Source organism: Bosea sp. ANAM02, from assembly GCF_011764485.1.
Classification (GTDB): Bacteria; Pseudomonadota; Alphaproteobacteria; order Rhizobiales; family Beijerinckiaceae; genus Allobosea.
Window position 1 is genome coordinate 452,028 of record NZ_AP022849.1, and the last position, 20,341, is coordinate 472,368.

The window sequence follows — 20,341 nt, forward strand, 5'->3', positions numbered from 1 at the left end:
GCACAGAGCCTTCGATGCACTGCTGCGATCGAATTCCCGCAGCATCGCTCGATCCCTTCACGGGGCCTCTGCAGGGTTCCTCACGCTTGTGTCGGAGCGCGACCCATATCTCCGATGCTCTGGTCCAACGACCCGGCGAACGTCGCCTTCTGACCGGTCGCAAGCCATTGCCCTTGGCCTCGCGGTCACCCTCTCGATGTTGACTGCGCAGCCTTGCTCGCAACCCCTTTCGTCATGACGATGACGCGCTCGGTGCCTCGGAGTTCTTCGCCTGCTGCGCGATACCCCAATCTCCGGTAGAAGCCCTCGGCAGTGATCGACGACCTCAATGTGAGAGCCTTGATCCCGCCATCCGCAGCCAAGGCCTCGACCTCCTGCATCAGACGTCGGCCCACCCCGTGCGATTGCGCAGCCGGTGCGACGAATACGGTCCGGACAGATCCGCCATCCAGGGCAGCCGTTCCGACGATCACTCCGTCAGTGACAGCCACGAGGACCCAGCGAACGGCGATGAGCCCTTCGACTTCCTCGGGCCCGAATTCGCTCGCGATCCGCTCGATGTCGTCGGCGCTGTAGTCGCGGGCGTTGCTCTCTCGCAGAGCCGCCAGAATGACTGCGCTAACTTGGCCCGCATCACCCCTGTCCGCTCTCCTGATCTCGATCACAGAATCCTCGCAGATTTCCCAACTTGCTCTCGACGAAACCAGAGAAGGAGCAGCCACGCTTTGGCTCTGCAATCGAGCCCGCCGGGCCCATCCGCGCAAGGCGAAAACGAAATCGCCGGCGCGCCGTGCCCGAGGAAGGAGCAATCGCGCCGGCGCTATGGTTGGGCAGGTAGGAGACGTCTGAACGATGTCGGCTTCCGATCTATGGCCTCAATCCGGCAGGGCGCCCTTGATCGCGTCGCTGCCCACGCGCTCGCCGCGAACGATCCGATCAAAGGTGATGCGATCCTGGTGGAACTTCAGCGTCCGCCTCACGCTCTGGACCTCCTCATGGATCGGGCGCGGACGCTCCAGAATCCGATCGATCGACCAGGAGCTGCGCTTTTTCCCGTAGGTGTGCGCCGCCGTCTCATCGCTCACATGGCCGACCATCGCCGAGATCTCCTCAGGCAGGAGATCGAGCGCCTTCATGTTCGCGATGAACTGGTGCCGGAACGTGTAGAGGGAGATCTGGAGCTTCTTCTTCCGGAAAATCTGCTTGCCGGACAGATAGAGCGTCCTCGCGACGTTCTCCATCTCGTCGCTGAAGCGCCCTTCGGCATGCCAACGGCGCCCGGTCTCCGACATGCGACGGATCGCGCTGAGAGCAGCATCGCTGCAGAAGGTCAGATCCAGCGTCCGGACCAGGCCGTTTCCGCGACCATTCGTGGTCTTCGCATTCATCACGAACAGGAAGGCCTTGCGCCGCTTGTCGGGCGGCACCCCGACGCCGGAAGACTCCGGCCCGGTCATCGGGAATATGCGCAGCTCAGTCGCTTGCCACTCACCTGGTCGCAGGCCCGTGCTGATGCCCGCAATCATCCAGGCACGCAGGATCTCGGCATTCTTCGAGCGACGACGGACCTTGAGATAGAGCAGCAGGCGCTGAAATTCGTCGAAGCTGACCTGCTTGGCCTTCTTCGCCGAAGTCAGCCGCCGGCTCTCTTCCGGAACCTCGTCTTTGGTGACCGCTTCCGCGGTCCCCATTTCGATGTCGCCGCGGTCATCGTTCTCGATAAGTGCGATCGCCTCCTCGACCTTCTCCGAGGCGAGGGGCTCCAGCACCATGAGGATCGCCTGCCGATACTGCCGCCAGGTTGACGGAGCGACGGAGTAGCGAAGCCCTCGACACCAGTGGGCGAATTCGACAGGGTCGAAGGCTTCGACGTCTGAGCTAAGGCCGCGCTCGCGGCGGAACCTCTTGACCAGGTCTTCGCCGCGCTTGTGATACATAGCGACCGTGCTCGCAGCCCGCTTGGGCGCAGTCGCGGTCCCGTTGTGGCCATCACGACGCCTCTTTGCCGCGCGCTCCAACTCAGCCTTTGCCGAATTCCGGATATCCCGAAGGGCTTCGTCACTGGGCCGAACCGAAAACGGGGTCGGGGAACCCGGCTTCCGTGGCATTCCACCGGGAACGCGGCGCGGCTGAGGAGCCGACTCTGGCTTTACGTCTACGCCGCCCAGCCCGGGCATTCCCGGAACCTTGCCCGGCCGACTATTCGGCTTGGGCGAAGACGCAGGCCTATGGTCAGATGCCGCTGCACTTTCCGCAGTCGTGTCAACATTGGGGAATTCCGCGCGCCCCTGGGCGACTTCCTGGCTTGCTATGGTGTCAACATTGGAGGGGTCGCGGCTGAGCTCGCCGCCGACGAGGGCGACGTCCCAGCCGATCGTGCCGGCACCGCGCAGCCGGGGCAGCAGGGCGCCTGCGACTGCCGGCCGGGCGGCCACAGCTGCCGGTCGTGGACGCGCCTGGCTGGGCGTGTTCGACGAAGGCTCTTGCTTGGGATTGCTGCTGCTCATGGGTCCTCGGAGATGGGCCTAGGGGGCTGAGTGATGAGGGCGATTTCGAGGGCTTCTTGGAAGCTCCATCGAAGAATCGTTTTCAGAGAGAAATTCTCGTCCCCCCGTTACTTCCCAAAAAAGTAACGCGTTTCCGCAATTGTGCAACAGATTACCGCATCTAATCCTTCGCCGGGTCCTTGTTCACCCTGACACGGTCCTTCCCCATGGGGCGCCATGGCGGAAATCTGTTACAATCATGCGGAAACGCGTTACCCGATCTCGACCCCATCGACCCCGAGAAGGGCGGCAAGGGGCTCCTTCAACCCGCGGAAGCCAGCGCCATGGGCGCCTCGGTTGCAGCGAGATTCACGCCTTGTTCTCATGGCACCCATGGCCAAAAACACGAGGCTCTTGCGACCCCTGGCGCGCTCATCGGACTCATCCCCATCACACCATGAGCAGCAGTTCCGCTTTCACCATCGGACTCAGCAACAACAGATGACGCGCCATGGCTCGGACGATCTCAGCGAAGCCTCGAAATCGACGCTTCGCGCCCTTGGGAATCCCCATGGATCGCCATGAATCGCCCATGGAAGGCCCAAAATGCCCCATGAACCAGCTACTTTATGGGTCGTATCCGGCCGTTTTAGGGAGCAATGACAGAACGCCGGTTTCGCGTCGAAAATTCCGTGACACCCGCCCCTCTGAAGGGAATAGAGCCCCATGGAAGACCCATGAGGTAACGCGTTTCCGCAACTTCGTAACGGGCTTCCGACAAAAGGAATCGCGTTCCCGCTACTCTGCGCGAGATTTCCGAAACACTGCTCGGCTTTTCCGACACATGGTAACGCCGCGCCGCTGGTTTGAATCGCGTTTCCATCAAACGGTAACGACATAGCCGAGGGTGCACACGTCGTGCAGAGCGCGCGCAGTGCGCAGGCACTGCGCGCGCTCTGCACCGGCTATCCACGGGGACAGAGGAAATAAGGATTGCCAAATCGCGATCTTGCACAGACGATGAATCGTGAAATCGATCCTTTGCGATGAAGGATTGATCGTCAGATTTTCGTTCGGTCCTCGAAGGACCAGGAGACTCGCATGATGCTCAACCGCAGAGCGCTTGTCGGCGCCGTGCTTTCGACAGTCGCCCTGACGGCGGCAGGATGCGCCAACAAGGTTCAGGTCGAACCGATCGCAGTCGAAGGACCCGACGCCACTCAGCTCCTCGCCGAATCCGCTTCGCGCTCCGCTCGCGCACAGGAGGAGCTCGCTCGCATCCAGACGGCCCGAACGGCTCCGGTCCCGAAGCCGGTTCAGGAGAGCCTCGCCGGCGTGCCCGCCGATCTTCGTCGCACCACCACGATGGAATGGACGGGGCCGGGTGAAGAGGCCGCGCGCCGCATGGCCGGGCTCGTCGGCTGGGACTTCCGCGTCATCGGCAACCCGCCAGCCACCCCCGTGATCGTCAACGTCTCGATGCGCGACGTCGCCGCGGTGAAGATCATGGAAAACATCGGTCTGCAGACCCAGCCCTTCGGCCAGGTCGCGGCGATCGAATCCGAGCGCCGTATCGAGTTCCGCTATCTGAATGCCGGTGTCCGGCCGCAGCGCGGCGGCTCGGCCTGGAAGATGACCAAGTGAGGCATCAGTGAGCGTCCGCCTCATTCCGACCGTTCGCACCTTCCTGCTGACCTCCGCCGCGGCCTTCGCCCTGGCGGGCTGCGCTGCGACGCCCATCAAGGTCGCTCCCGATCCGTCCGCGGTGAACCCGGGCTATCAGGCCGGCAAGCTCGATATTCCGACCGAAGCGGTCCCGTCGCTGGAGGAGGTCGTCAACAAGGCGCCCTCCGGCCAGAAGACCGTCAAGGAAGGCGAGGACAAGCTGCGCGGCGGCGCCATGAAGGACGCTGCCCTGTCCTACGGTGCGCGCGCCGGTCTGGCGTGGGAGAGCCGCACGATCAATCGCATGCTGCAGGAGCAGTCGAACAAGATCGCGCGGACCTATGATTTCCAGCGCACGATGATCAAGGGCCCCGACAACGTCATGATCCTGCCCCCGGTCATCGCCGAGGCCAAGGAGGCGTGGGAGACCAGCGAGGCGGGGAAGACGCTGCGGGTGGCTGACACCGTCTACGAAATCGTCGAGCAGGCGCGCTTCACGGCGGTCCCTCCGATTTGGCAGTCCTACCTCGTTCGCGACTACCGCACCCCCGAGCCGCCGCCGGACAGCCTTCTGCCGCGCGACTCGACCGAGCGCGAGCAGTGGAAGCGCTGGGTCAGCGAAGGCTGGGCCATGGGCCAGAAGCAGGCCCGCGAGATCTTCCAGGCCGACCTGGAGCGGCTGGAGCGCGATTTCAACGGCATGGTCCGATACAAGTCGCTGCTGGAGCAGAACAAGGTCTCGGCACCGGTCGTCTCGGACGCCCGTCTGGGCACCACCGGAACCGGCCAGGACATGCGCGTCAACGATCGCGCCATCCGGATCACCCGCGATCCGAGCCTGAAGGTGGACGCACCGAAGGACTGGCAGGCGGCGCCCACGACACCGGGCCCTAACGGCACGACCACTGGCGCGACGCCGCCGAAGCCACAGGCGAAGCCGTCCGCGGAGCGCCCGAAGGCGCCGACACATCGGCCCTCCGCGAACCGGAGGGTATGGGACGGCCGTGCAGCGCCTTCCAAGCCCGCCGTCGCGCCTGTGAAGGCAGCGCCTGCGAAACCCGCTCCTGCGGTCCCGGAGACGTTCTGAGCGCCATGTCCCAGGAAGAGCTCATTGTCGAAGCCCCTGCTCCCGTTCCGCGTCGCGATGTTTTCGCGGGGCGGCACGACGGCAGCGTGCTGCCGGTCACCGGGCGCTTCACCCGCGACAGCTTCGACGAGCTCCTGATCTGGGCCGGCGAGCGCAAGGCGTCCGACATCACCTTCCAGACCAACGAGTTCGTGAAGGCTGAAATCGGCTCCGAGATCGTGCGGATCACGCAGCGTCCCCTGACCAACGACGAAATGGAGGACTTGGTCCGTTACGTCTACCAGACGCACGGCCCGGGCATGGTGCAGGCCGGCTACGATCTGGACCCCTCGCATGAGGTCCGTATCCACGGTCGTCAGATGCGCTACCGTGTCAACGTCACCGGCATCCGCATCCCGCAGTCGACCGGCTACCAGATCACGGTCCGTACTCTGCCGAGCCGGCCTATCCCGCTGGCCGACCTCAATGTCGAGCCGGAGATCATCCAGAACATGCGTCCGGCCCAAGGCATGGTGCTCGTCACCGGGCCGACCGGTTCGGGCAAGTCAACGCTTCTGTCCTCGCTCGTGGGCGACATCGTCTCGAAGCCGAATGCGAACGAGAAGGTTCTCGAATACTCCTCGCCCATCGAATACGTCTACGACGGCATCGTCGATCCATCGGCATCGGTCGCGCAGACCGAAGTCGGTCGCCATCTGCGTCCGCATGACGGCGACGGGGCGGACACGCAAGAGAGCCTCTACGCCTACGCCGTTCGCAACGCGCTGCGCCGCAAGCCAACGATCATTCTGATCGGCGAGGCTCGCGACAAGGCGACGATTGCAGGCTGCGTCGAAGCCGCTCTCACCGGGCACCTCGTCTATTCGACCACGCACGTCATCGGCGTTCCGGAGACGCTTCGGCGCCTGGTTCAGCCGTTCCCGGCGGAGGCCAAGCGCGCGGTCGGCTACGACATCATGCAATCGCTGCGCATGGTCGTCACCCAGCTGCTGTTCCCGCGTATCGGCGGCGGCCGCGTCGCCTGTCGCGAGTTCATGATCTTCGACAGCGCCACGCGAAACGCCTTCCTCGGGAAGGATCCCGACGACTGGCCGGCCCTGGCCCGCAAGATGATGCTCGGGAAGCGCGCCGTGTCACGGACGCTGTCGGAATCGACCTATCTCGCCTACCGCGAGGGGCTGCTTTCGCAGGAGCACTGGCATGCCCGTGTACGCGCCGATCGGGAGGCTGCTTGATGTTCACGAGCAACCGCAACATCGCGTGCGAAGCCTGTAACGACACGGGCTATCGCACGGTCCATTTCTCCTGCGGAACACCATGGCGGACCGACTGCGACTGCGTCGCCGGCCGCCTCGCGCGAGCAAGGCGTGCGCGCCCTGTTCGTTCTGGTGCCCCAGCAACACGGAGTTCGACGCCCATGCAGGTTTCTCCCTTCGTCGATCAAATCCGCAACGCGCTTCGGCGCGAGCCGTCGATCGTCAGGGTCCTCGAGGCTCAGGACAAGGCAACCATCGCCAGCTGCGTCGAGGCCGCCCTGAAAGGTCGGCTCCAAGGGCAGGGAGCACCCTGATGGCTCACTGGCGCGAAACATCGAAGCCCGCGCGCTTCTGGAAGGTCGACGCCCGCGCGGGCGTCTTCGTTCTTTTCACCCTGATCCACTTCCGGGTCTGGACGGTCACCCTGACCGCCGCCGTGCTCTTCCTGTTCTGGTTCCTTGAGCGGCGCGGAATGTCGCTCGGATCTGCCTTCCGGGCCCTGCGGGCCTGGCTCATCGGGGATCACCGCCCCGCCCTCGGCCGCTTCAAGGAACGCGGCCGCATCGATTTCCAACGTCGCCCGGACTGAGGGCTGAGAGAGGACACCATGGCCAAGAATCCCTTCCTCGTCGCCATCGACGACGGCTACGCCCAGATCAAGATCTTCGGCTCGCCGCTCGACGGCAGCGAGCCCATCCGCAAGGTCTTCCGCACCTCCGTTCGCTCGGGTCGTCATCGCATCGCTTCGATCGACGGCGGCGGCTTCGTCGACTGCTACCGCGCCGAAGAGGGTGACGAGTTCACCGTCTCGGAGGAGGTCGAGTCCGAGAACACGCAGTTCGACAGCTTCCACACCTCGACGATGAACCGAGTGCTGGCTCACCATGGCCTCGCGCTCGCCGGCTATCGCGATCGCAATGTCGAGCTGATCACCGGCCTGCCGGTTGCCGACTACTTCTCGCCGGACGGCGCGATTAACGAGGAGAAGATCAGCACGAAGACGGGCAACCTGCTGAAGGCGGTCACCTCGATCTCGCCCGAGACCAAACTCGCTCGCGTCGTCGGCGCTGATATCGGCTGCCAGGCGGTCGCGGCTCTCTTCGACTACGCGCTCGATGACAATCTGAAGCCGCGACCTGGCGTCGACATCAGCGGCCCGGTTGCGATCGTCGACATCGGCGGGCGCACCACCGACATCGCCGTTATCTCCGGCGGCAGCAAGATCGACACCAAGCGATCGGGCACCTCGAACCTCGGCGTGCTGGACGTCTACAAGGGGCTGGAGCAGGCGCTGCACAAGAAGTTCGGCTTCCGCGACACCCTGCCGATCAAGGATCTCGATCTGGCGATCCGCACGCACAAGATCCGCATGTGGAACAAGGTCGAGGAGATCGGAGACCTCGTGAAGGCGGCCGTGCGCGAGATCGAGACGCAGATCGAGCGTGAAGTCGAGCGCAAGCTGTCCTCGGCCGCGACGATGAACGCTGTCGTGTTCGTCGGCGGCGGCGCCGCGCTCTTCCCGAACGCGCCCAAGCAGCTTCGGAACGGCGTGACCGTGGAAGACCCCGAGTTCGCCAATGCGCGCGGCCTGTGGAAGTCCGCGCGCCTCCAGCAGCGCAAGCAGGGCCGCAACGCGGCCTGATCGAGAAGGCAGTCCCTTGACCAAGCGGACCATCAACCGGAAGGCCCAGCGCGTCAGCGTCTACTTCTGGCCCAATGTCGACGACGACAAGGCGGTCCTTGAGCTCGCCCAAGCCCTGTCGGCCGCCGGCAGGACCTCCGACATCATGCGCCAGGCCATCAAGCGTGGCCTGCGCGCCATGATCGAGGCAGGCGACATGCCGCCGAGCCTGGTCGATCGCCTCAGCCTCAAGCGCCGCCTCAACGCCCGCGAGAAGACGGACGGGATCACCATCGTCCCGCTCCCGGCGAGCTACATGCCGGTGGCACAGCCTCATCCGGCTGCCGCTCAGCCGGCTCCCGCGCCCTACGACGCCGTCTCGGTCGAGCCGACTTCGGAGCTCCCGCCCGAGCCTGCTTTCAACATGCTCGACAGCCTCGCGAACCTGATGCCGTCGAGCCGTGTCGAGCTCCCGCAGGACGCCGACACCTGATCTGTCTCGACGCCCTCCCGGACGTTGAGCCCCAGCACGAGATCCCCAGGAGAGACTGATGGCAGCCCGCAACGACCAAACCGGCGGAAGTCATACCGAAGCCACCGGCATCGTCGCGATAATCGTCATCTCAATGGTGCTGATCGGCATCTGGATGCTCGCCAAGCCCGCGATCATCTACCCGGCCTTCGCCATCAACTGGGTTCTGATCAAGATCATCCAGCTCACGATGGGGCTCGGCCAGACCGGGCAGAATATCCTCGCCTTCATCGAGGCGACGCTGAAGGGCAACCAGGATCCGTGGCTGATCAGCTTCTCCGACTTCTACACCTTCAAGTCCCTGATCGGCGAGCGCGCGAAATACATCGTCGCGGCCATCACCGGATCGCTGGCCATTCTGGTGATGTTCCGGATGAAGGGCGACGGGTTCAAGCGCAAGCTCAACCTGGTCTCGCTGGCGCAGGACAATGCCCGTCACTGGCGCACAGCGCTCTTTAGCGCGCGCTTCGATCCGAAGAAGCCTTGGACGGAGATGGCGCCTCAGCGCAAGCCCCACGACTGGCTCCTGGAGCGGAACATCGAGGTCGTCGACCGCAAGGTGAAGGATTACGCCAAAGCCGAGCAGGCCTTCATCGAGCAGCTGGGTCTTCCGTGGCAGGGCATCGACAACCTTCCTCTGTACATGCAGTGCCTGGTCGCGATCATCGGAGCCCACTTCCATCTGCGCGGCAGCTCAGAGGCCGAGAAGCTGCGCGGCGACATCACCTATGTCTACGTCACCAAGGAAGGAGAGCAGCGGGACGAGGCGCTGAAGCTGCTCATCGATCCCTATCTGAAGAACCCGAAGATCCGCGAGCTCGTGGCCGAGCACACCGCGAACCATGCCTGGACGTCAACCGCGCTGATCCACCTGCTTTTCAAGGCTCGCGACGGCGCCGGGGTGCTCGCGACGAGCGACTTCCTGTGGCTGAAGCCCATTGATCGCAGCCTCTATTACGTCCTGAACAATGTCGGACGCCGGAAATTCCACATCGAGGGCGCAGGCGCGATCTCGCATTACTGGCACGAGAATATCGCCCGAAAGCCGATCAGCGAGCCCAAGGTCGGCAAGGCTGTGGAGGGGATCAGCCACTACATGGGCGAACGAGGCGTGGATGAGCTCAAGGTTCCGGCCAAAAAGGAGTTGAACGCCCGCTCCTAGGGCGTCACCAAGGATAGATAGAGCGATCCTTGATATCGCATCGAATCGAATGGAGTTGCCGGTGTCCACTTCCCAGATCATCGAGCATGTTGCAGGCGAGCGCCTGACCATCATCGAGGCCGACGGCCTCCCGGCAGTGTTCTCGGTCGCCGGATCTGACGGCCAGTGGAGCGTGGTGAAAAGCAAGGCCGGGGCTGAGCAGACCGTGTTCAGCGGGCGCTCCGAGGCGGAGGCCGGCAAAACGCTCGATGGCATCGCGACCTTCCATGGTGCCTCAACTTCTCCTCAGCCTGCAGCGAACGCGCAGACCGCGGTCTCGGTCGCCCAGCCGCTGAAGGCTCCCCGCTTCCCTCTGAAGGCGTCTACGGCCCTGCCGTGGGCCGCCGTGGTGATCCTCGGCGGCGTCGTGCTGGCTGACCGCTTCGTGCCCCGGCAGCCGGTCGCCATTCCCGTCGCAGCGGCGCCGGAGGTCATGACGCAAGCCAGCGAGCCTCTGCAGCAACTCCCGAGCACCATTGCCCGGGTGAAGACCCCGGCGCCGACTATCCCCCCGCTGCCCGGTCAGACGGCCGCTGCACCCGCAGCCGAGAAGACTGCAGACCCTGCAAAGGCCGGGCCCGACGGAAAGGTCGATACCCAGACCATCGTCGACAGCGCCCGTAAGCTGGTCGCCGAGAAGGGCGCCGAGGGTGCGAGCGGCGAGATGCAGCAGCTCCAGGCCGTCCTCGACCTCCTGAACAGCAACGAGAAGCTCACCCCCGAGCTCATCCGCAACGTGCCCCACGACCTTGCGCAGAAGCTCAAGGAAGCCGGCGTCGTCGCGAGCCCCGAAGAGGCGGCCGCGGCAGCCAAGGCACGAGGCCAGAAGGAGCTTCGCATCGTCCGACTCGATGCCCTGACCCTCGATCGCATGCGGGACAAGGACGGCGTTTCGACCGTTCCTGAGGCCGGCACCTGGGCACTTACGAATAATTCCGTGGTCATCCCGCTGCCTGGCGGCGGCGATATCCGGCGGCCCGACGACCTTAAGACCTTCCACCTCGAACCGTGAGGCGATCGTGTTGTCTCCCCTTCAATTCCTCGTCTTCTTGTCGATGATCAGCATCGGCTTCGTGTCGGTCTCCTCGGCCCATGAATTCGGAAGCCTGATCCGCCTCGGGAAAATCGCCTCGCCGGAGGCCATGGTTCATTTGCTGATCGCCGCTGCAGGGTTGGCCTGCATCACGGGCGGCTGCCGGTGGTTCCTGAAGCGGCTGTGAGGGCAACTTCGTTTCTCCCTCTGCAAGCCCGTCCTGGAGCCTCCCAATGCCTTCGAGCACCAACCAGCGGGCGGTTCTCCCCCTCGAACTGGCGAAGGTCGCAGGTCTCGCTTTCCCTCCAACTGCGGCGGCTCTATTCGGGTTTGCTTGGTTCGTCCGGACCGTCCGGGATCCGCTCTGGGTTCTAATGGGGATGTTCGGCATGGCCCTCGTCGTCGGCGTTACGACTTTCCTGATCTCCGCCTGGTGCGACCGGAAGATCAACGACGACGCCGACCAGAGCCGTTTCCGCGATGGAGGCGAAAACGAATCGTCTCTCGCCAAATAGACCACCGCCTCCACCGTCTCGGGCGCGCACGCCCCCGCCAGCGCCCGGCAAATGACCCTCAGGCATATCCGCATGACCAAGGCTTTCGCACCGCTTCTCGTGCCATTTCTGGCACTCCTCACGCTATTCCGGCAGCGGCTTTCCCTCAAGCAGAGGCTCGTAAAGATCCCGATGATCAACGACGCAACAAGCTCCTTGATCCGATTGGCCAAACTCTCGGCTCCCATCGGGGCGCCTTCGCTTGCGATGCTGCTCCTTTTCAGTTGGGCTGCCGACGACCTTCGCGAACGGGCCATAGTTGTCGTGGTGATCCTTTCGGCGGTTGTCGTCAGCCTCGTGGCCTATTTCGCGTATTGTCGGTGTACCTCGCTGGAAACCAGCCAGGCGAATGCCGCTGCCGGCAGTGAGGGAGACGTGCTTCCAACGTCGCCTTACGACACCTACCGGATGCGAGTGCTCGGGTCGTCCGATGATGGCCGCGTGACCTTCATCGCTCCCGTCCCCGTCGGGTGCGAGGACAGCGGAGCGGTCGACCCCGTTGGTGGTAGCGGCGGCAACGCCTAGCTCCGCGCACCTGCTGCTCTAGGCGCAACCTGATACCTGCCCTCCATGGGTCATGGGCGCCATGGCTCCCCATGGGTTCTGAGCCAAGTTCGAGCCGCTCCATCAGCGCGTCGCGAAAATGCGATTTCGCGTAGAAAAATCCGTGTCATTTGCAGATTTCGCCGACCCGCTGGTAGACCCGTACAGCGCCTTCCTGGGGTCGATCCATCCTTCGCTACCTGCCAGAAAATCCCCTTCAGAACACCTTCCCATGGGGTTTTCATGGCGTTTTTAGCTGTGCACCCCCTGTGCACCTGCAGTGCGCGTGCAGTGCGGGTGCAGTGCACCGCACTTTTGCCGAAGGCTACCTTGAGGCGGTTCGACCATGGGCTCGGCGGGCCTCCATGGGGACTTCGATGAGGGCGCCCCACCATGGAGAAGGTCCCCATAAGAACGACTCCCCCATGGCGACCCACGTCATCGCCGGCCGAACGCAGACCGGACACCGACTCGATCGGCGACTTGGTCTGGGACGAGACCCCGGCGAAGGCTTACCTTGGCTGTCGCAGCATAGATCTCGACATTGATGACACGGCAGCGCGCGGCGAGCCTTGGGGATGTGGGTCTGGGGAGGAAAAATGCGATTTGCAAGGAAGAGCAAGCTAAGTCTCTTTAGCTTGCTCCAGAAATCACCGGCATCGACACAGGCTCTGGTGTCAAGATTGAAGCCCGATGAGTCCCGTCTGATGCGCCCTCTGGCCGCACTGATAGACGTCGACGACCCGGCCTTGCCGCTGATCCGCGAGTTGGCTGCGTCCTCAGGCGACGCGGTGATCCTCGCGCCCGACGAGGACGTTCACGAGAAGGTGCTGCTGCGATTGCAGGTTACGACGCGGTCGGTGCTCGGAGCGGTCGGCTACGAGACCGGCGGCATTCTGGTCGATGCCGGCCGCATCCGGGTTCTCGGCGGGGGCGAGCGCTCACTGCTGACTGTGAACAAGGCGATCGATGGCTTCAGAGATGCGGTGTTCGTCGCCGATGACGTGCTCGGCGGTATCTTCGCGCTGAATGGAGGAGGCTTTGGCCCAGCAGATCTCGGGCAGATCTTCAACCTGGCAGCGGGCAGTATCGCCTAGTCCTGCCTCGATATCGGGTACGCAGATTTCGTCTCCTGGTGCCTGACCGGCGACCGCGACGCGCTTTATGATCGGTTCGCCCGGCTGCCGGCTTTCAAGGAGCCGGCGCCTGCCATCTCGATGGCCTGGTCGTTCTACCCGTTCCTCTGGGCGAAAGAGGCGGGGACCGCGCCGCCGGCGGCGCGGGTCGTGCCGGCGGATGGGATTGTGCAGCTCCGGATCGAATTTTCGGGTTTCGAGGTCGAGTCGGACGGCACCAAAGCCGGCCGTGCCAGTCACATTGCCATTGCAGCCTGCGGCGCCGGCGAGAAGCGAGCATCGAGGAGCGCCTGCGCCTCGGCACCGATGTCGACAGCGATGGGGTTGAATTCGACGACCGCGTCGCCGCAGATCCGTGCCACAGCCTCGATGCCGGTGCCTTTGCGCCGACGGAAGACGGCCAGATCGGTGCAGGGATCGGAGGGATCGAGATTGAGCTCGGTACGCAGCACTTGGCGCTCCGCTTCGCTGAACGGCTTCATCCAAGCGGCATTCGCGTCTCCGGCGACCACGGTCGCAACGCGGATCTCGCGGCGGTCCTCCGCCGGCGCCTGAACCCACGCCCGGCGGAGCCCGTCGGTGCTGGTGAAGGCTCGCACATGATCGACCTGGTGGTGTCGGTTGAGGCCGGCAGTCGCATCTTCTGATGCCTTCTGCTCCGCCTCGAGGCCACCGTAATAGCGGGTGGCGAAGGTCGCGCCTACGGGGAAGGTCTCAGAGGGACCGGCCTCACGCAGGATGACGATGTGCTCGCGACACACGGCGCGGCGCTGGCCCGGTTCGTCAGCCTTCTGGCGCGTCTGGATGAGGAAAGCGCGTTGCATATCGAGCTCCAATTCGATCACTGTGCCGACGATCAGATTGGAGCTCGAAAGTCACAACTCAGGGCCCGAGCCGCGGCCCCTGCGGCTCAAACTGAGCAAGGGCTTCTTCGGCTTCAGCCTCGATCTCCACGAGCTTTGCGCGCTCGTCGAAGAGCGCCTGGAGCTCTTCACGCTTCTTGGCGATGTTCTCCTCGACGCGTAGGAGATTGTTCGACGCAGCAATTGTGCCTGCTTCTGCGAAGGCTCGCGCATGCTCCAGTGCCGCGGTCTCGACGGCGCCGCGCATGATCTGAAGCAGCTCGCGGGAAGTTCCCGAAGGGGCCTCCTCGTACTGCCTGTCGCTGCGCATTCCCTTGAACGAAAAGCGCGACGTCGGAAGCTCCGTGCGGCCGGTGATACCCTTGTCCGACATCACAAAATGCTCGCTGCCGGTAACGGGGATCCCGCGGATCACGACCCCATCGTCACCCTCTACCCGCACATATGCCTCGTCGCGGGCGATCGGCGTCACCTTCACCCGGCCCTTCGGGGTCTGGATCAGAAGCGGCTCGACCGTGTTTCGGAATTCGCGGGGCATCAGGTTCTCCTTGCTGCCGCGAAAGTGGCCTGCGCTCTCGCAATCTACAACGACCATTCTGGCTTGCAGCGCCGGACCGTAGGCTTTCTGACGAACAGGGAGTCGAACACATGGCCAAGATCGTTGCCTGGGCGGACCACCGCTCCGCCGTCTTCGGGCGTCGCAAGCGCGCCCGTCAGGAGCGTTGGCAGTTCATGCGCTCTTCGACCCCTGTCGAGATCCCGGTCGCCGAAGGCGCCCCTGTGAAGGCTCTTGAGCTGCAATACGAGCGCTACCAGGGCGAATGGGGTAGGTCCCCAAAGCAGACCGTCTCGATCGTCTTCGAAGGGCTCGACGGCGCGCTCCGCCACACCATGCGACTTCAGGATCAACGCCCGGTCACGCCCGATCTGCTCCACGACCCCAATGCATGGAGGTTCGCGCAGTACTGGCCGTTTGAGAAGGCTGTCGACCTGAAGGGCGACATCCTGCCCGACGAGGCGGTTGCGATCGCACAGATGGCCGATATCTCGCGAGACGGACGGGAATGGCAGCAGGCGAGGGCGGCTCGTGTCGCATCAGACCTGATGATGCACGAAGGCAATCTCTGGAAGCGAGATTCTGAACCGGTGTGGCGAGTCCAGATGCAAGCCGGCAAGGGGATCGTCGACTATGGACGCGCCAACACGACCAAGTCCGGCGCCTTCATCTTCCGCATCGATCAGCAGACCGCTGCAAATGATCTCGCGAAACAGCTGACGCTCAAAGGACGGCCCAAGCTCAACTCGATGCGGGTTGCTCATCTGGATTCGGCCTACCTCACGGTCCCGGAAGCCGGCGCGACGCTCGAAACCGCGGCCATGGCGCTGCGTTCGAACCTTCGCAAGCTGATGAGCCACAGAAAGGTCGCCGAGGAGCTCAAGCCGTTTGAGCAGTCCTTGCTGAGCGCCTGGGCCAGCGGCGACACCGCTGATGTGATCGCCGCGCTTCAGACGCTCCTGCGGGTGTATGACGGCATCTATGATCCTCGCTACGACGACCGGAACTCTCATTCACCGTCGGAGGCTCTGTGCAGCTGGAGTGTCCTGCTGCAGATCGGACTTGAGGCCAATCTTATCCCGACGACGCTTCCCGGCGAGACCACCATTGGCCGGCTCGACGAGGTTGCCGACGATGGCTTGGCCGAGCTCGGCATGGATCTATGAAGGCCCGTCCACGGATTCCTTCATCCAACAGCGAGTTTGGCCTTCGAGATGCGCGGCGCTGACGTTAGCGTCCATGGATCGTTTGTTGGTTCTTGGTAATCGTCATGCCCTTCCTGGATTCCGCATCTCCGCAAGCCTCTCTCGCCGCGCTCATTCGCGCTGTCGAGACCGCGCCTCAGGATTTCTCCGGCGGCGATTTCAACCAGGCGCTGGAGCTGGCGACCATGGCGGCGGGCGCGTTCGGCCTTCGGGACGACGCCTTCCGCTCGAACCTTCATCGCGCGCTCGCCGGCAACCTGATCGCCGCGACCAACCTGATGAGGGCACTCCTGCCGAGTGGCTGCTGGTATCGCCTCGAAGGGCGGGATGATGCTATCGTTTGCTCGGTCCACGACGCCACCGGCGCCGCCCTCTCGGTCGGAGGCCATCTCGGCAACCCGGCGCTGGCCCTGTCACTCGCTGTCTTCAAGGCTGTGAAGATTGAGTGCGTCGCCCCGGCTCGTGTCGAGCAACGGGTTTTGATGCCTGCGGCGGTGTCAACACTGCCAGCTTCCGATGCCACCGCTCCAATCGTCGCCACCCTGCCGGCGGAAGCGGCTCCCGCTCAGCCAACTCCGGCTCCTGCGCCGCTCGATCTGGCGCGACGCGAACCGGAGTTTCCGACGGCCAGCGTTGGGATTGTCGAGCAGATGGCCGCGCTCGAAGCCCTGCTGGGCCAGGATTTCGAGCAGCGCCGCGCGTCCTGGCTCGCCTGACATGAGCGTTGCGCCCCTTTCTTTCGAGGAAGCCAAGGCCGAGCACGCGAGGCTCGGCGCTGAGCTCACGCGGCACGACGCCCTGTATCACGGCGAAGACGCGCCGCTGATCACGGACGAGGCCTATGACGCGCTGCGGCGCAGCTTCAATGCGCTCGAAGCGACCTATCCCGAGCTCGCTAAGGTTTCATCGCCGGCCCGCGCCGTCGGGGCGCCGGCATCGAGCGCGTTCGAGCCGGTCCCCTATGCCGTCCCGATGCTGTCTCTCGGAAACCTGTTCGCGGAATCAGAGGTCGCCGAGTTCCTCGGCCGCATCGATCGCGGGCTTCGCCATCAATCCTCAGAGATGGTCGGCGAGCTCAAGATCGACGGTCTCTCGCTCTCGCTTCGATACGAGCACGGCCTGCTTGTCCGCGCCTCCACGCGCGGCGACGGCTCGATCGGCGAAGACGTTACGGCGAATGCCCGGACCATCGCCGATATCCCGCACCAGCTCGTCGGCCCCGCGCCGGAGCTGCTCGAAGTGCGCGGCGAGGCATTCATGACTCGCGCTGATTTCGAGGCGCTCAATGCGCAGCAGGAAGCCGCGGGCAAGAAGACCTTCGCCAACCCTCGCAATGCGGCCGCTGGCAGCATCCGCCAGTCGCGAGAGGTCACGAAACGCCCCCTGCGGTTCTTCGCTTACAGCTGGGGAGAAGTCAGCGAGGATGGCCTGCTCGCCACGCATCTCGACATGGTCCGATCGTTTCGCGCGCTCGGTCTTCCTACAGCGCCGGAAACCTATCGCCTCGTCGGCGCCGAGCAGCTGATCGGCTACTATCGGCATATCGCCAAGGCGCGTGCCACGCTCCCCTTCGACATCGACGGCGTCGTCTACAAGGTCAACGACCTCGCGGCGCGCGAAGTGCTCGGCTTTGTCTCACGCGCGCCGCGCTGGGCGATCGCACACAAATTCCCGGCGGAGCAGGTGACGACGATCCTGCGTGACATCGAGATCCAGGTCGGCCGCACCGGTGCTCTGACGCCGGTCGCGCGGCTCGAACCCGTCATCGTCGGCGGCGTCGAGGTCAGCAATGCGACCTTGCATAACGAGGCCGAGATCCAGCGCAAGGATCTGCGGGTAGGCGACACCGTGGTCCTGCAGCGGGCTGGGGACGTCATCCCGCAGATCGTGGATCGCGTGCTGGAGCACCGACCCGCGGACAGCAAGCCGTATGTCTTTCCAACCCGCTGCCCGGTCTGTGGCAGCGCGGCCGAGCGCGAAGCGGATGTCGGTGACCAGGGCGGCGCGGTTCGGCGCTGCACCGGCGGTCTTCTCTGCGAAGCACAGGCTGTCGAAGGCCTCCTGCATCTCGTATCGCGAGAAGCGCTAGACATCGATGGGCTCGGAGAGAAGCAGGTATCATTCCTCTTCGAGACCGGCCGCATTCGGACTCCGGCGGACATCTTTCGCCTCGAAGCCACCGACGCGGCGCGAGAGGATCCGCTGCATCGGTGCGAGGGCTTTGGCGCCGTCTCGGTTCGCAAGCTCTTCGACTCGATCGCTTCGAAGCGGCGCTCGCCGCTCGAACGGATGATCTACGGCCTCGGCATCCGGCATGTTGGCCGTACCAACGCGCTTCGGCTCGCCCGCCATTTCGGCTCGTACCAAGCCTTCATCGACGGTGCGTCGAGCTCGGAGGGTCGTGCCCGGCTCTATGGCGTTGAGGGTGTCGGCGATGCCGCGATTTCATCGCTCTCGCGCTATTTCTCCGATCCCGCGAGCGCTGCGATCGCGATTGATCTTGGAAACGTCGTCGAGGCGATCCCGTTGAAGGTCGCTCGCACGGACACGGCGATTTCTGGAAAGACCGTCGTCTTCACCGGCACCCTTCAGAGGATGACACGCGACCAGGCGAAAGCGGGTGCCGAAGAGCTCGGCGCAAAAGTCTCGGGGTCGGTGTCGAAGAAGACGAGCTACGTCGTCGCGGGCCCTGGCGCCGGCGACAAGCTGGAAAAGGCGGAGGCCCTGGGGGTAACGGTACTGACGGAAGACGCCTGGCTCGCGCTCATCGCGGATGCCTCGACTGCGACAGAAGGATCGTAAGCATGGATTTGATTGCCGAGCTCGGCCGCTCGATCGATCCCGAGGCCTTCGACACGGACCTCTTCAGCGTCCCCCTCGAAAAGGGCCAGGAGCTCGCAGAGCGGAAGCGGAAGATCTCCACCGGCCTGGTCGAAGGCTTCGCGAAGCTCGACGAACGTTACAAGGTCGTCGAGCTTCCAGTGCCGCCTCATACCGGGGAGTACTACGAGATCGACGGCTATCGGGCCGGGAAGGGGCAATATCTCAGCCTCAGCGCAAAGCGGCTGGGAGAGTTCCTGGTGACCCTGATCCAGATGAAGGGTGATCTGGTTTCAGTTTACTGCCTGTCGCCAAACCACAGGAATGCGCACGTCATGGCGATCGTGCGGCTTCATCCTGACCGCAAGGCCGAGTTCGAGGCCGCCACGAACCTAGTGCTTAACGAGCCGACTCGGGTCGTGCTTGCCTGAAGCCAGGCGAGGGGAGGTCGCGTTTTGGGCGCATCATTCAGCCATGGCTTCCGACTCCATCCTGGTGTCGACGTCGACGGCTTCCTTGCGCGCTTCAGCGAACAGGCCCGCGCGCTCGCCTACAAGCTGACTGCGGCGCGGCTCGCACAACTTGCCCAAGCAACCGCCGACGACCGCTTCCTGGGTCGCGATCGAGACACATCCCCATCGCCGATCGATCTCGCCGTCGAGCAGATGAAATCTCGGTACGACAATTGCCAGGCCACAAAGCGGCGGGAGCCCGAGGACGATGTCCAATGCGAGGCGTCGCATGTCGAGCATGAGGGCCGGATCCACATCCTGCTGCACGCCGAAATGACGGAATACCATGATCTTCTGGTCGAGACCGAGGGCGCCGAGCGCTGGCCTTGGTACGATGCAGATGCCGCTCCTCCGGGTGTTACGAGCACCGAGTGGGATCGCCGGCGCGACACCTGGTTCGAGATCATGAAAATCCATGGTTGGTCGATGCCGGGCGTCTTCAAGCTGCTCGAAGAACTTCCGGCCGTCGCGACCGACGACATCCTCGCTGCTCTCCCCAGCCTCGAACGTCGCGCTCGCAGAATCGCATTGCCCAACTTGGTTGCCAGGCGTTGTCCTACGTCGCCAAGGGACATGAGCGCCGCGATCGAAGCCGTCATCGAGGCGTCGAGCTGGATCCAGGACACGGCCGAGGGCAAGGAAGCCCTCGCGACCGAGATTGCCTCGGTTTCCACGCAGCTCGCGCAATCAACCTTCCGCGTCGCCGGCGCCGCGGGGGATCCCACGGAGGTTCACGATGCCCGCCATGGATGCTGATGTTTTCTGTTCGGCGTTCGAGGCACACACCGCCGGCCGCGTGCGCGGCGAGCCGAACTTCTTCACGCGCCGAATGGCTATAATCCTGGCTGCCATGGACGGAACGACGCCTAGTGAAGCAGTCCAGCGGTGCGAGCAGCTCGGCCTGCTGAAGGCCGGCGCCTGGTCCTGGTTTGCCAGGAACGGTGGCATCACGGTTGCCCAGATTGAGCAGGTGAGGTCTGAAATGGTCCGCAATGTCTCGTGAGAAACTCGTCTTCGACCACATCCCCCAGATGGCCGAGACCTTCGGCGAGCCCTGCAGCAACTGCAAGCTGTTCGACGGGCTTTGTCAGAAGGGACACCGGACGAAGACCGTCGGCATCGCAACCGGGCACATCCCAGAGGCCTATGTTCGCCGCGTTGGCGGCTGCAGCGATCATGTGTTCCGGGAAGGATACTGGTACGGTGAGGAGCCCGTCCGCCCCTTCAGCGGAGACTACGGCGGCACCAAGACAAACCTGATGGTGTGACCA

The 20,341-nt window shown here is 64.1% G+C and carries 25 protein-coding genes; 20 read left to right on the forward strand and 5 right to left on the reverse strand.

Annotation, left to right across the window (positions count from 1 at the left end):
* Positions 1–185 precede the first annotated feature (185 nt).
* A complete protein-coding gene (locus OCUBac02_RS25900) occupies positions 186–665 on the reverse strand; it encodes a GNAT family N-acetyltransferase (protein ID WP_173050636.1) in 480 nt (159 codons plus the stop codon).
* A 210-nt stretch (positions 666–875) separates the two neighbouring features.
* Positions 876–2,507 (reverse strand): hypothetical protein, encoded by a 1,632-nt coding sequence (locus tag OCUBac02_RS25905; protein ID WP_173050638.1) that lies wholly within the window; start codon positions 2,505–2,507, stop codon positions 876–878.
* Between the two features lie 1,080 nt (positions 2,508–3,587).
* Between OCUBac02_RS25905 and OCUBac02_RS25910 the strand changes: the two genes are divergently transcribed.
* From OCUBac02_RS25910 to OCUBac02_RS25965, 13 genes are all read left to right on the forward strand, one after another.
* Positions 3,588–4,130, forward strand: a complete 543-nt coding sequence (locus tag OCUBac02_RS25910; RefSeq protein ID WP_173050640.1) for a DotD/TraH family lipoprotein — start codon at positions 3,588–3,590, stop codon at positions 4,128–4,130.
* 7 nt (positions 4,131–4,137) lie between these two features.
* Positions 4,138–5,238: a type IV secretory system conjugative DNA transfer family protein gene (locus OCUBac02_RS25915; RefSeq protein ID WP_173050642.1), complete on the forward strand. Its 1,101-nt coding sequence runs from the start codon at positions 4,138–4,140 to the stop codon at positions 5,236–5,238.
* A 5-nt stretch (positions 5,239–5,243) separates the two neighbouring features.
* Positions 5,244–6,473: a type IV pilus twitching motility protein PilT gene (locus OCUBac02_RS25920; RefSeq protein WP_173050644.1), complete on the forward strand. Its 1,230-nt coding sequence runs from the start codon at positions 5,244–5,246 to the stop codon at positions 6,471–6,473.
* Positions 6,474–6,655: 182 nt separating this feature from the next.
* Entirely contained in the window at positions 6,656–6,808 is a 153-nt protein-coding gene (locus OCUBac02_RS25925; RefSeq protein ID WP_173050646.1) for a P-loop NTPase family protein, read from the forward strand.
* The gene (icmT, locus tag OCUBac02_RS25930; RefSeq protein WP_173050648.1) at positions 6,808–7,083 is read left to right on the forward strand and encodes an IcmT/TraK family protein; all 276 of its coding nucleotides are present in this window, start codon (positions 6,808–6,810) and stop codon (positions 7,081–7,083) included. Before OCUBac02_RS25925 ends, icmT begins: the two co-directional genes overlap by 1 nt.
* Positions 7,084–7,101: 18 nt before the next feature.
* On the forward strand, positions 7,102–8,136 hold the full coding sequence (gene parM / locus OCUBac02_RS25935) for a ParM/StbA family protein (RefSeq protein WP_173050650.1): 1,035 nt from the start codon (positions 7,102–7,104) through the stop codon (positions 8,134–8,136).
* A gap of 16 nt (positions 8,137–8,152) precedes the next feature.
* Positions 8,153–8,608, forward strand: coding sequence for a hypothetical protein (locus tag OCUBac02_RS25940; RefSeq protein WP_173050652.1), 456 nt, complete (start codon positions 8,153–8,155; stop codon positions 8,606–8,608).
* Positions 8,609–8,666: 58 nt separating this feature from the next.
* Positions 8,667–9,809 (forward strand): secretion/conjugation apparatus DotM-related subunit, encoded by a 1,143-nt coding sequence (locus tag OCUBac02_RS25945; protein ID WP_173050654.1) that lies wholly within the window; start codon positions 8,667–8,669, stop codon positions 9,807–9,809.
* 61 nt (positions 9,810–9,870) lie between these two features.
* Positions 9,871–10,860, forward strand: coding sequence for a hypothetical protein (locus OCUBac02_RS25950; protein ID WP_173050656.1), 990 nt, complete (start codon positions 9,871–9,873; stop codon positions 10,858–10,860).
* A gap of 43 nt (positions 10,861–10,903) precedes the next feature.
* The gene (locus tag OCUBac02_RS25955; protein ID WP_173050657.1) at positions 10,904–11,068 is read left to right on the forward strand and encodes a hypothetical protein; all 165 of its coding nucleotides are present in this window, start codon (positions 10,904–10,906) and stop codon (positions 11,066–11,068) included.
* A 202-nt stretch (positions 11,069–11,270) separates the two neighbouring features.
* On the forward strand, positions 11,271–11,396 hold the full coding sequence (locus tag OCUBac02_RS27545; RefSeq protein WP_280528867.1) for a hypothetical protein: 126 nt from the start codon (positions 11,271–11,273) through the stop codon (positions 11,394–11,396).
* Between the two features lie 72 nt (positions 11,397–11,468).
* Positions 11,469–11,960 (forward strand): hypothetical protein, encoded by a 492-nt coding sequence (locus OCUBac02_RS25960; RefSeq protein WP_173050659.1) that lies wholly within the window; start codon positions 11,469–11,471, stop codon positions 11,958–11,960.
* 725 nt (positions 11,961–12,685) lie between these two features.
* Complete coding sequence (locus tag OCUBac02_RS25965) at positions 12,686–13,075, forward strand: DUF2625 family protein (RefSeq protein WP_173050661.1); 390 nt, start codon at positions 12,686–12,688, stop codon at positions 13,073–13,075.
* A gap of 275 nt (positions 13,076–13,350) precedes the next feature.
* Here OCUBac02_RS25965 and OCUBac02_RS27425 read toward each other — a convergent pair whose 3' ends face one another.
* On the reverse strand, positions 13,351–13,938 hold the full coding sequence (locus OCUBac02_RS27425) for a hypothetical protein (RefSeq protein WP_244639346.1): 588 nt from the start codon (positions 13,936–13,938) through the stop codon (positions 13,351–13,353).
* 58 nt (positions 13,939–13,996) lie between these two features.
* On the reverse strand, positions 13,997–14,515 hold the full coding sequence (locus OCUBac02_RS25975; RefSeq protein WP_173050663.1) for a hypothetical protein: 519 nt from the start codon (positions 14,513–14,515) through the stop codon (positions 13,997–13,999).
* A 110-nt stretch (positions 14,516–14,625) separates the two neighbouring features.
* On the opposite strand from OCUBac02_RS25975, the gene OCUBac02_RS25980 reads away from it, so the two are divergent.
* From OCUBac02_RS25980 to OCUBac02_RS25995, 4 genes are all read left to right on the forward strand, one after another.
* Positions 14,626–15,699, forward strand: a complete 1,074-nt coding sequence (locus OCUBac02_RS25980; protein WP_173050665.1) for a hypothetical protein — start codon at positions 14,626–14,628, stop codon at positions 15,697–15,699.
* 104 nt (positions 15,700–15,803) lie between these two features.
* The gene (locus OCUBac02_RS25985) at positions 15,804–16,454 is read left to right on the forward strand and encodes a hypothetical protein (RefSeq protein ID WP_173050667.1); all 651 of its coding nucleotides are present in this window, start codon (positions 15,804–15,806) and stop codon (positions 16,452–16,454) included.
* A gap of 1 nt (position 16,455) precedes the next feature.
* On the forward strand, positions 16,456–18,540 hold the full coding sequence (ligA, locus tag OCUBac02_RS25990) for an NAD-dependent DNA ligase LigA (RefSeq protein WP_173050669.1): 2,085 nt from the start codon (positions 16,456–16,458) through the stop codon (positions 18,538–18,540).
* Positions 18,541–18,542: 2 nt separating this feature from the next.
* Positions 18,543–18,989, forward strand: coding sequence for a hypothetical protein (locus OCUBac02_RS25995; protein ID WP_173050671.1), 447 nt, complete (start codon positions 18,543–18,545; stop codon positions 18,987–18,989).
* Between the two features lie 33 nt (positions 18,990–19,022).
* Here OCUBac02_RS25995 and OCUBac02_RS26000 read toward each other — a convergent pair whose 3' ends face one another.
* Positions 19,023–19,487 carry a hypothetical protein gene (locus OCUBac02_RS26000; RefSeq protein ID WP_173050673.1) on the reverse strand — a complete coding sequence of 155 codons (465 nt, stop codon included), beginning with the start codon at positions 19,485–19,487 and terminating at the stop codon, positions 19,023–19,025.
* A 9-nt stretch (positions 19,488–19,496) separates the two neighbouring features.
* Between OCUBac02_RS26000 and OCUBac02_RS26005 the strand changes: the two genes are divergently transcribed.
* From OCUBac02_RS26005 to OCUBac02_RS26015, 3 genes are read left to right on the forward strand one after another with little or no spacing between them, the layout of a single operon-like run.
* A complete protein-coding gene (locus OCUBac02_RS26005; RefSeq protein WP_173050675.1) occupies positions 19,497–19,826 on the forward strand; it encodes a hypothetical protein in 330 nt (109 codons plus the stop codon).
* Positions 19,807–20,073 carry a hypothetical protein gene (locus OCUBac02_RS26010; protein ID WP_173050677.1) on the forward strand — a complete coding sequence of 89 codons (267 nt, stop codon included), beginning with the start codon at positions 19,807–19,809 and terminating at the stop codon, positions 20,071–20,073. The genes OCUBac02_RS26005 and OCUBac02_RS26010 overlap by 20 nt, the downstream gene beginning before the upstream one ends.
* Positions 20,063–20,338 (forward strand): hypothetical protein, encoded by a 276-nt coding sequence (locus OCUBac02_RS26015; protein ID WP_173050679.1) that lies wholly within the window; start codon positions 20,063–20,065, stop codon positions 20,336–20,338. The genes OCUBac02_RS26010 and OCUBac02_RS26015 overlap by 11 nt, the downstream gene beginning before the upstream one ends.
* Positions 20,339–20,341 lie beyond the last annotated feature (3 nt).

What these genes read in the sequence shown, in the direction of transcription:
- OCUBac02_RS25965 (WP_173050661.1), top strand. Translation starts at nt 12,686, where the DNA reads ATGCGCCCTCTGGCCGCACTGATAGACGTCGACGACCCGGCCTTGCCG.
- OCUBac02_RS25980 (WP_173050665.1), top strand. Translation starts at nt 14,626, where the DNA reads ATGGCCAAGATCGTTGCCTGGGCGGACCACCGCTCCGCCGTCTTCGGG.
- OCUBac02_RS25995 (WP_173050671.1), top strand. Translation starts at nt 18,543, where the DNA reads ATGGATTTGATTGCCGAGCTCGGCCGCTCGATCGATCCCGAGGCCTTC.
- ligA (WP_173050669.1), top strand. Translation starts at nt 16,456, where the DNA reads ATGAGCGTTGCGCCCCTTTCTTTCGAGGAAGCCAAGGCCGAGCACGCG.
- parM (WP_173050650.1), top strand. Translation starts at nt 7,102, where the DNA reads ATGGCCAAGAATCCCTTCCTCGTCGCCATCGACGACGGCTACGCCCAG.
- OCUBac02_RS25910 (WP_173050640.1), top strand. Translation starts at nt 3,588, where the DNA reads ATGATGCTCAACCGCAGAGCGCTTGTCGGCGCCGTGCTTTCGACAGTC.
- OCUBac02_RS25985 (WP_173050667.1), top strand. Translation starts at nt 15,804, where the DNA reads ATGCCCTTCCTGGATTCCGCATCTCCGCAAGCCTCTCTCGCCGCGCTC.
- OCUBac02_RS26000 (WP_173050673.1), bottom strand. Translation starts at nt 19,487, where the DNA reads ATGGATTTTCATGATCTCGAACCAGGTGTCGCGCCGGCGATCCCACTC.
- OCUBac02_RS25960 (WP_173050659.1), top strand. Translation starts at nt 11,469, where the DNA reads ATGACCAAGGCTTTCGCACCGCTTCTCGTGCCATTTCTGGCACTCCTC.
- OCUBac02_RS26005 (WP_173050675.1), top strand. Translation starts at nt 19,497, where the DNA reads ATGCCGGGCGTCTTCAAGCTGCTCGAAGAACTTCCGGCCGTCGCGACC.
- OCUBac02_RS26010 (WP_173050677.1), top strand. Translation starts at nt 19,807, where the DNA reads ATGCCCGCCATGGATGCTGATGTTTTCTGTTCGGCGTTCGAGGCACAC.
- OCUBac02_RS25920 (WP_173050644.1), top strand. Translation starts at nt 5,244, where the DNA reads ATGTCCCAGGAAGAGCTCATTGTCGAAGCCCCTGCTCCCGTTCCGCGT.
- OCUBac02_RS26015 (WP_173050679.1), top strand. Translation starts at nt 20,063, where the DNA reads ATGTCTCGTGAGAAACTCGTCTTCGACCACATCCCCCAGATGGCCGAG.
- OCUBac02_RS25975 (WP_173050663.1), bottom strand. Translation starts at nt 14,515, where the DNA reads ATGCCCCGCGAATTCCGAAACACGGTCGAGCCGCTTCTGATCCAGACC.
- icmT (WP_173050648.1), top strand. Translation starts at nt 6,808, where the DNA reads ATGGCTCACTGGCGCGAAACATCGAAGCCCGCGCGCTTCTGGAAGGTC.
- OCUBac02_RS25905 (WP_173050638.1), bottom strand. Translation starts at nt 2,507, where the DNA reads ATGAGCAGCAGCAATCCCAAGCAAGAGCCTTCGTCGAACACGCCCAGC.
- OCUBac02_RS27425 (WP_244639346.1), bottom strand. Translation starts at nt 13,938, where the DNA reads ATGCAACGCGCTTTCCTCATCCAGACGCGCCAGAAGGCTGACGAACCG.
- OCUBac02_RS25925 (WP_173050646.1), top strand. Translation starts at nt 6,656, where the DNA reads ATGCAGGTTTCTCCCTTCGTCGATCAAATCCGCAACGCGCTTCGGCGC.
- OCUBac02_RS25945 (WP_173050654.1), top strand. Translation starts at nt 8,667, where the DNA reads ATGGCAGCCCGCAACGACCAAACCGGCGGAAGTCATACCGAAGCCACC.
- OCUBac02_RS27545 (WP_280528867.1), top strand. Translation starts at nt 11,271, where the DNA reads ATGGCCCTCGTCGTCGGCGTTACGACTTTCCTGATCTCCGCCTGGTGC.
- OCUBac02_RS25955 (WP_173050657.1), top strand. Translation starts at nt 10,904, where the DNA reads ATGATCAGCATCGGCTTCGTGTCGGTCTCCTCGGCCCATGAATTCGGA.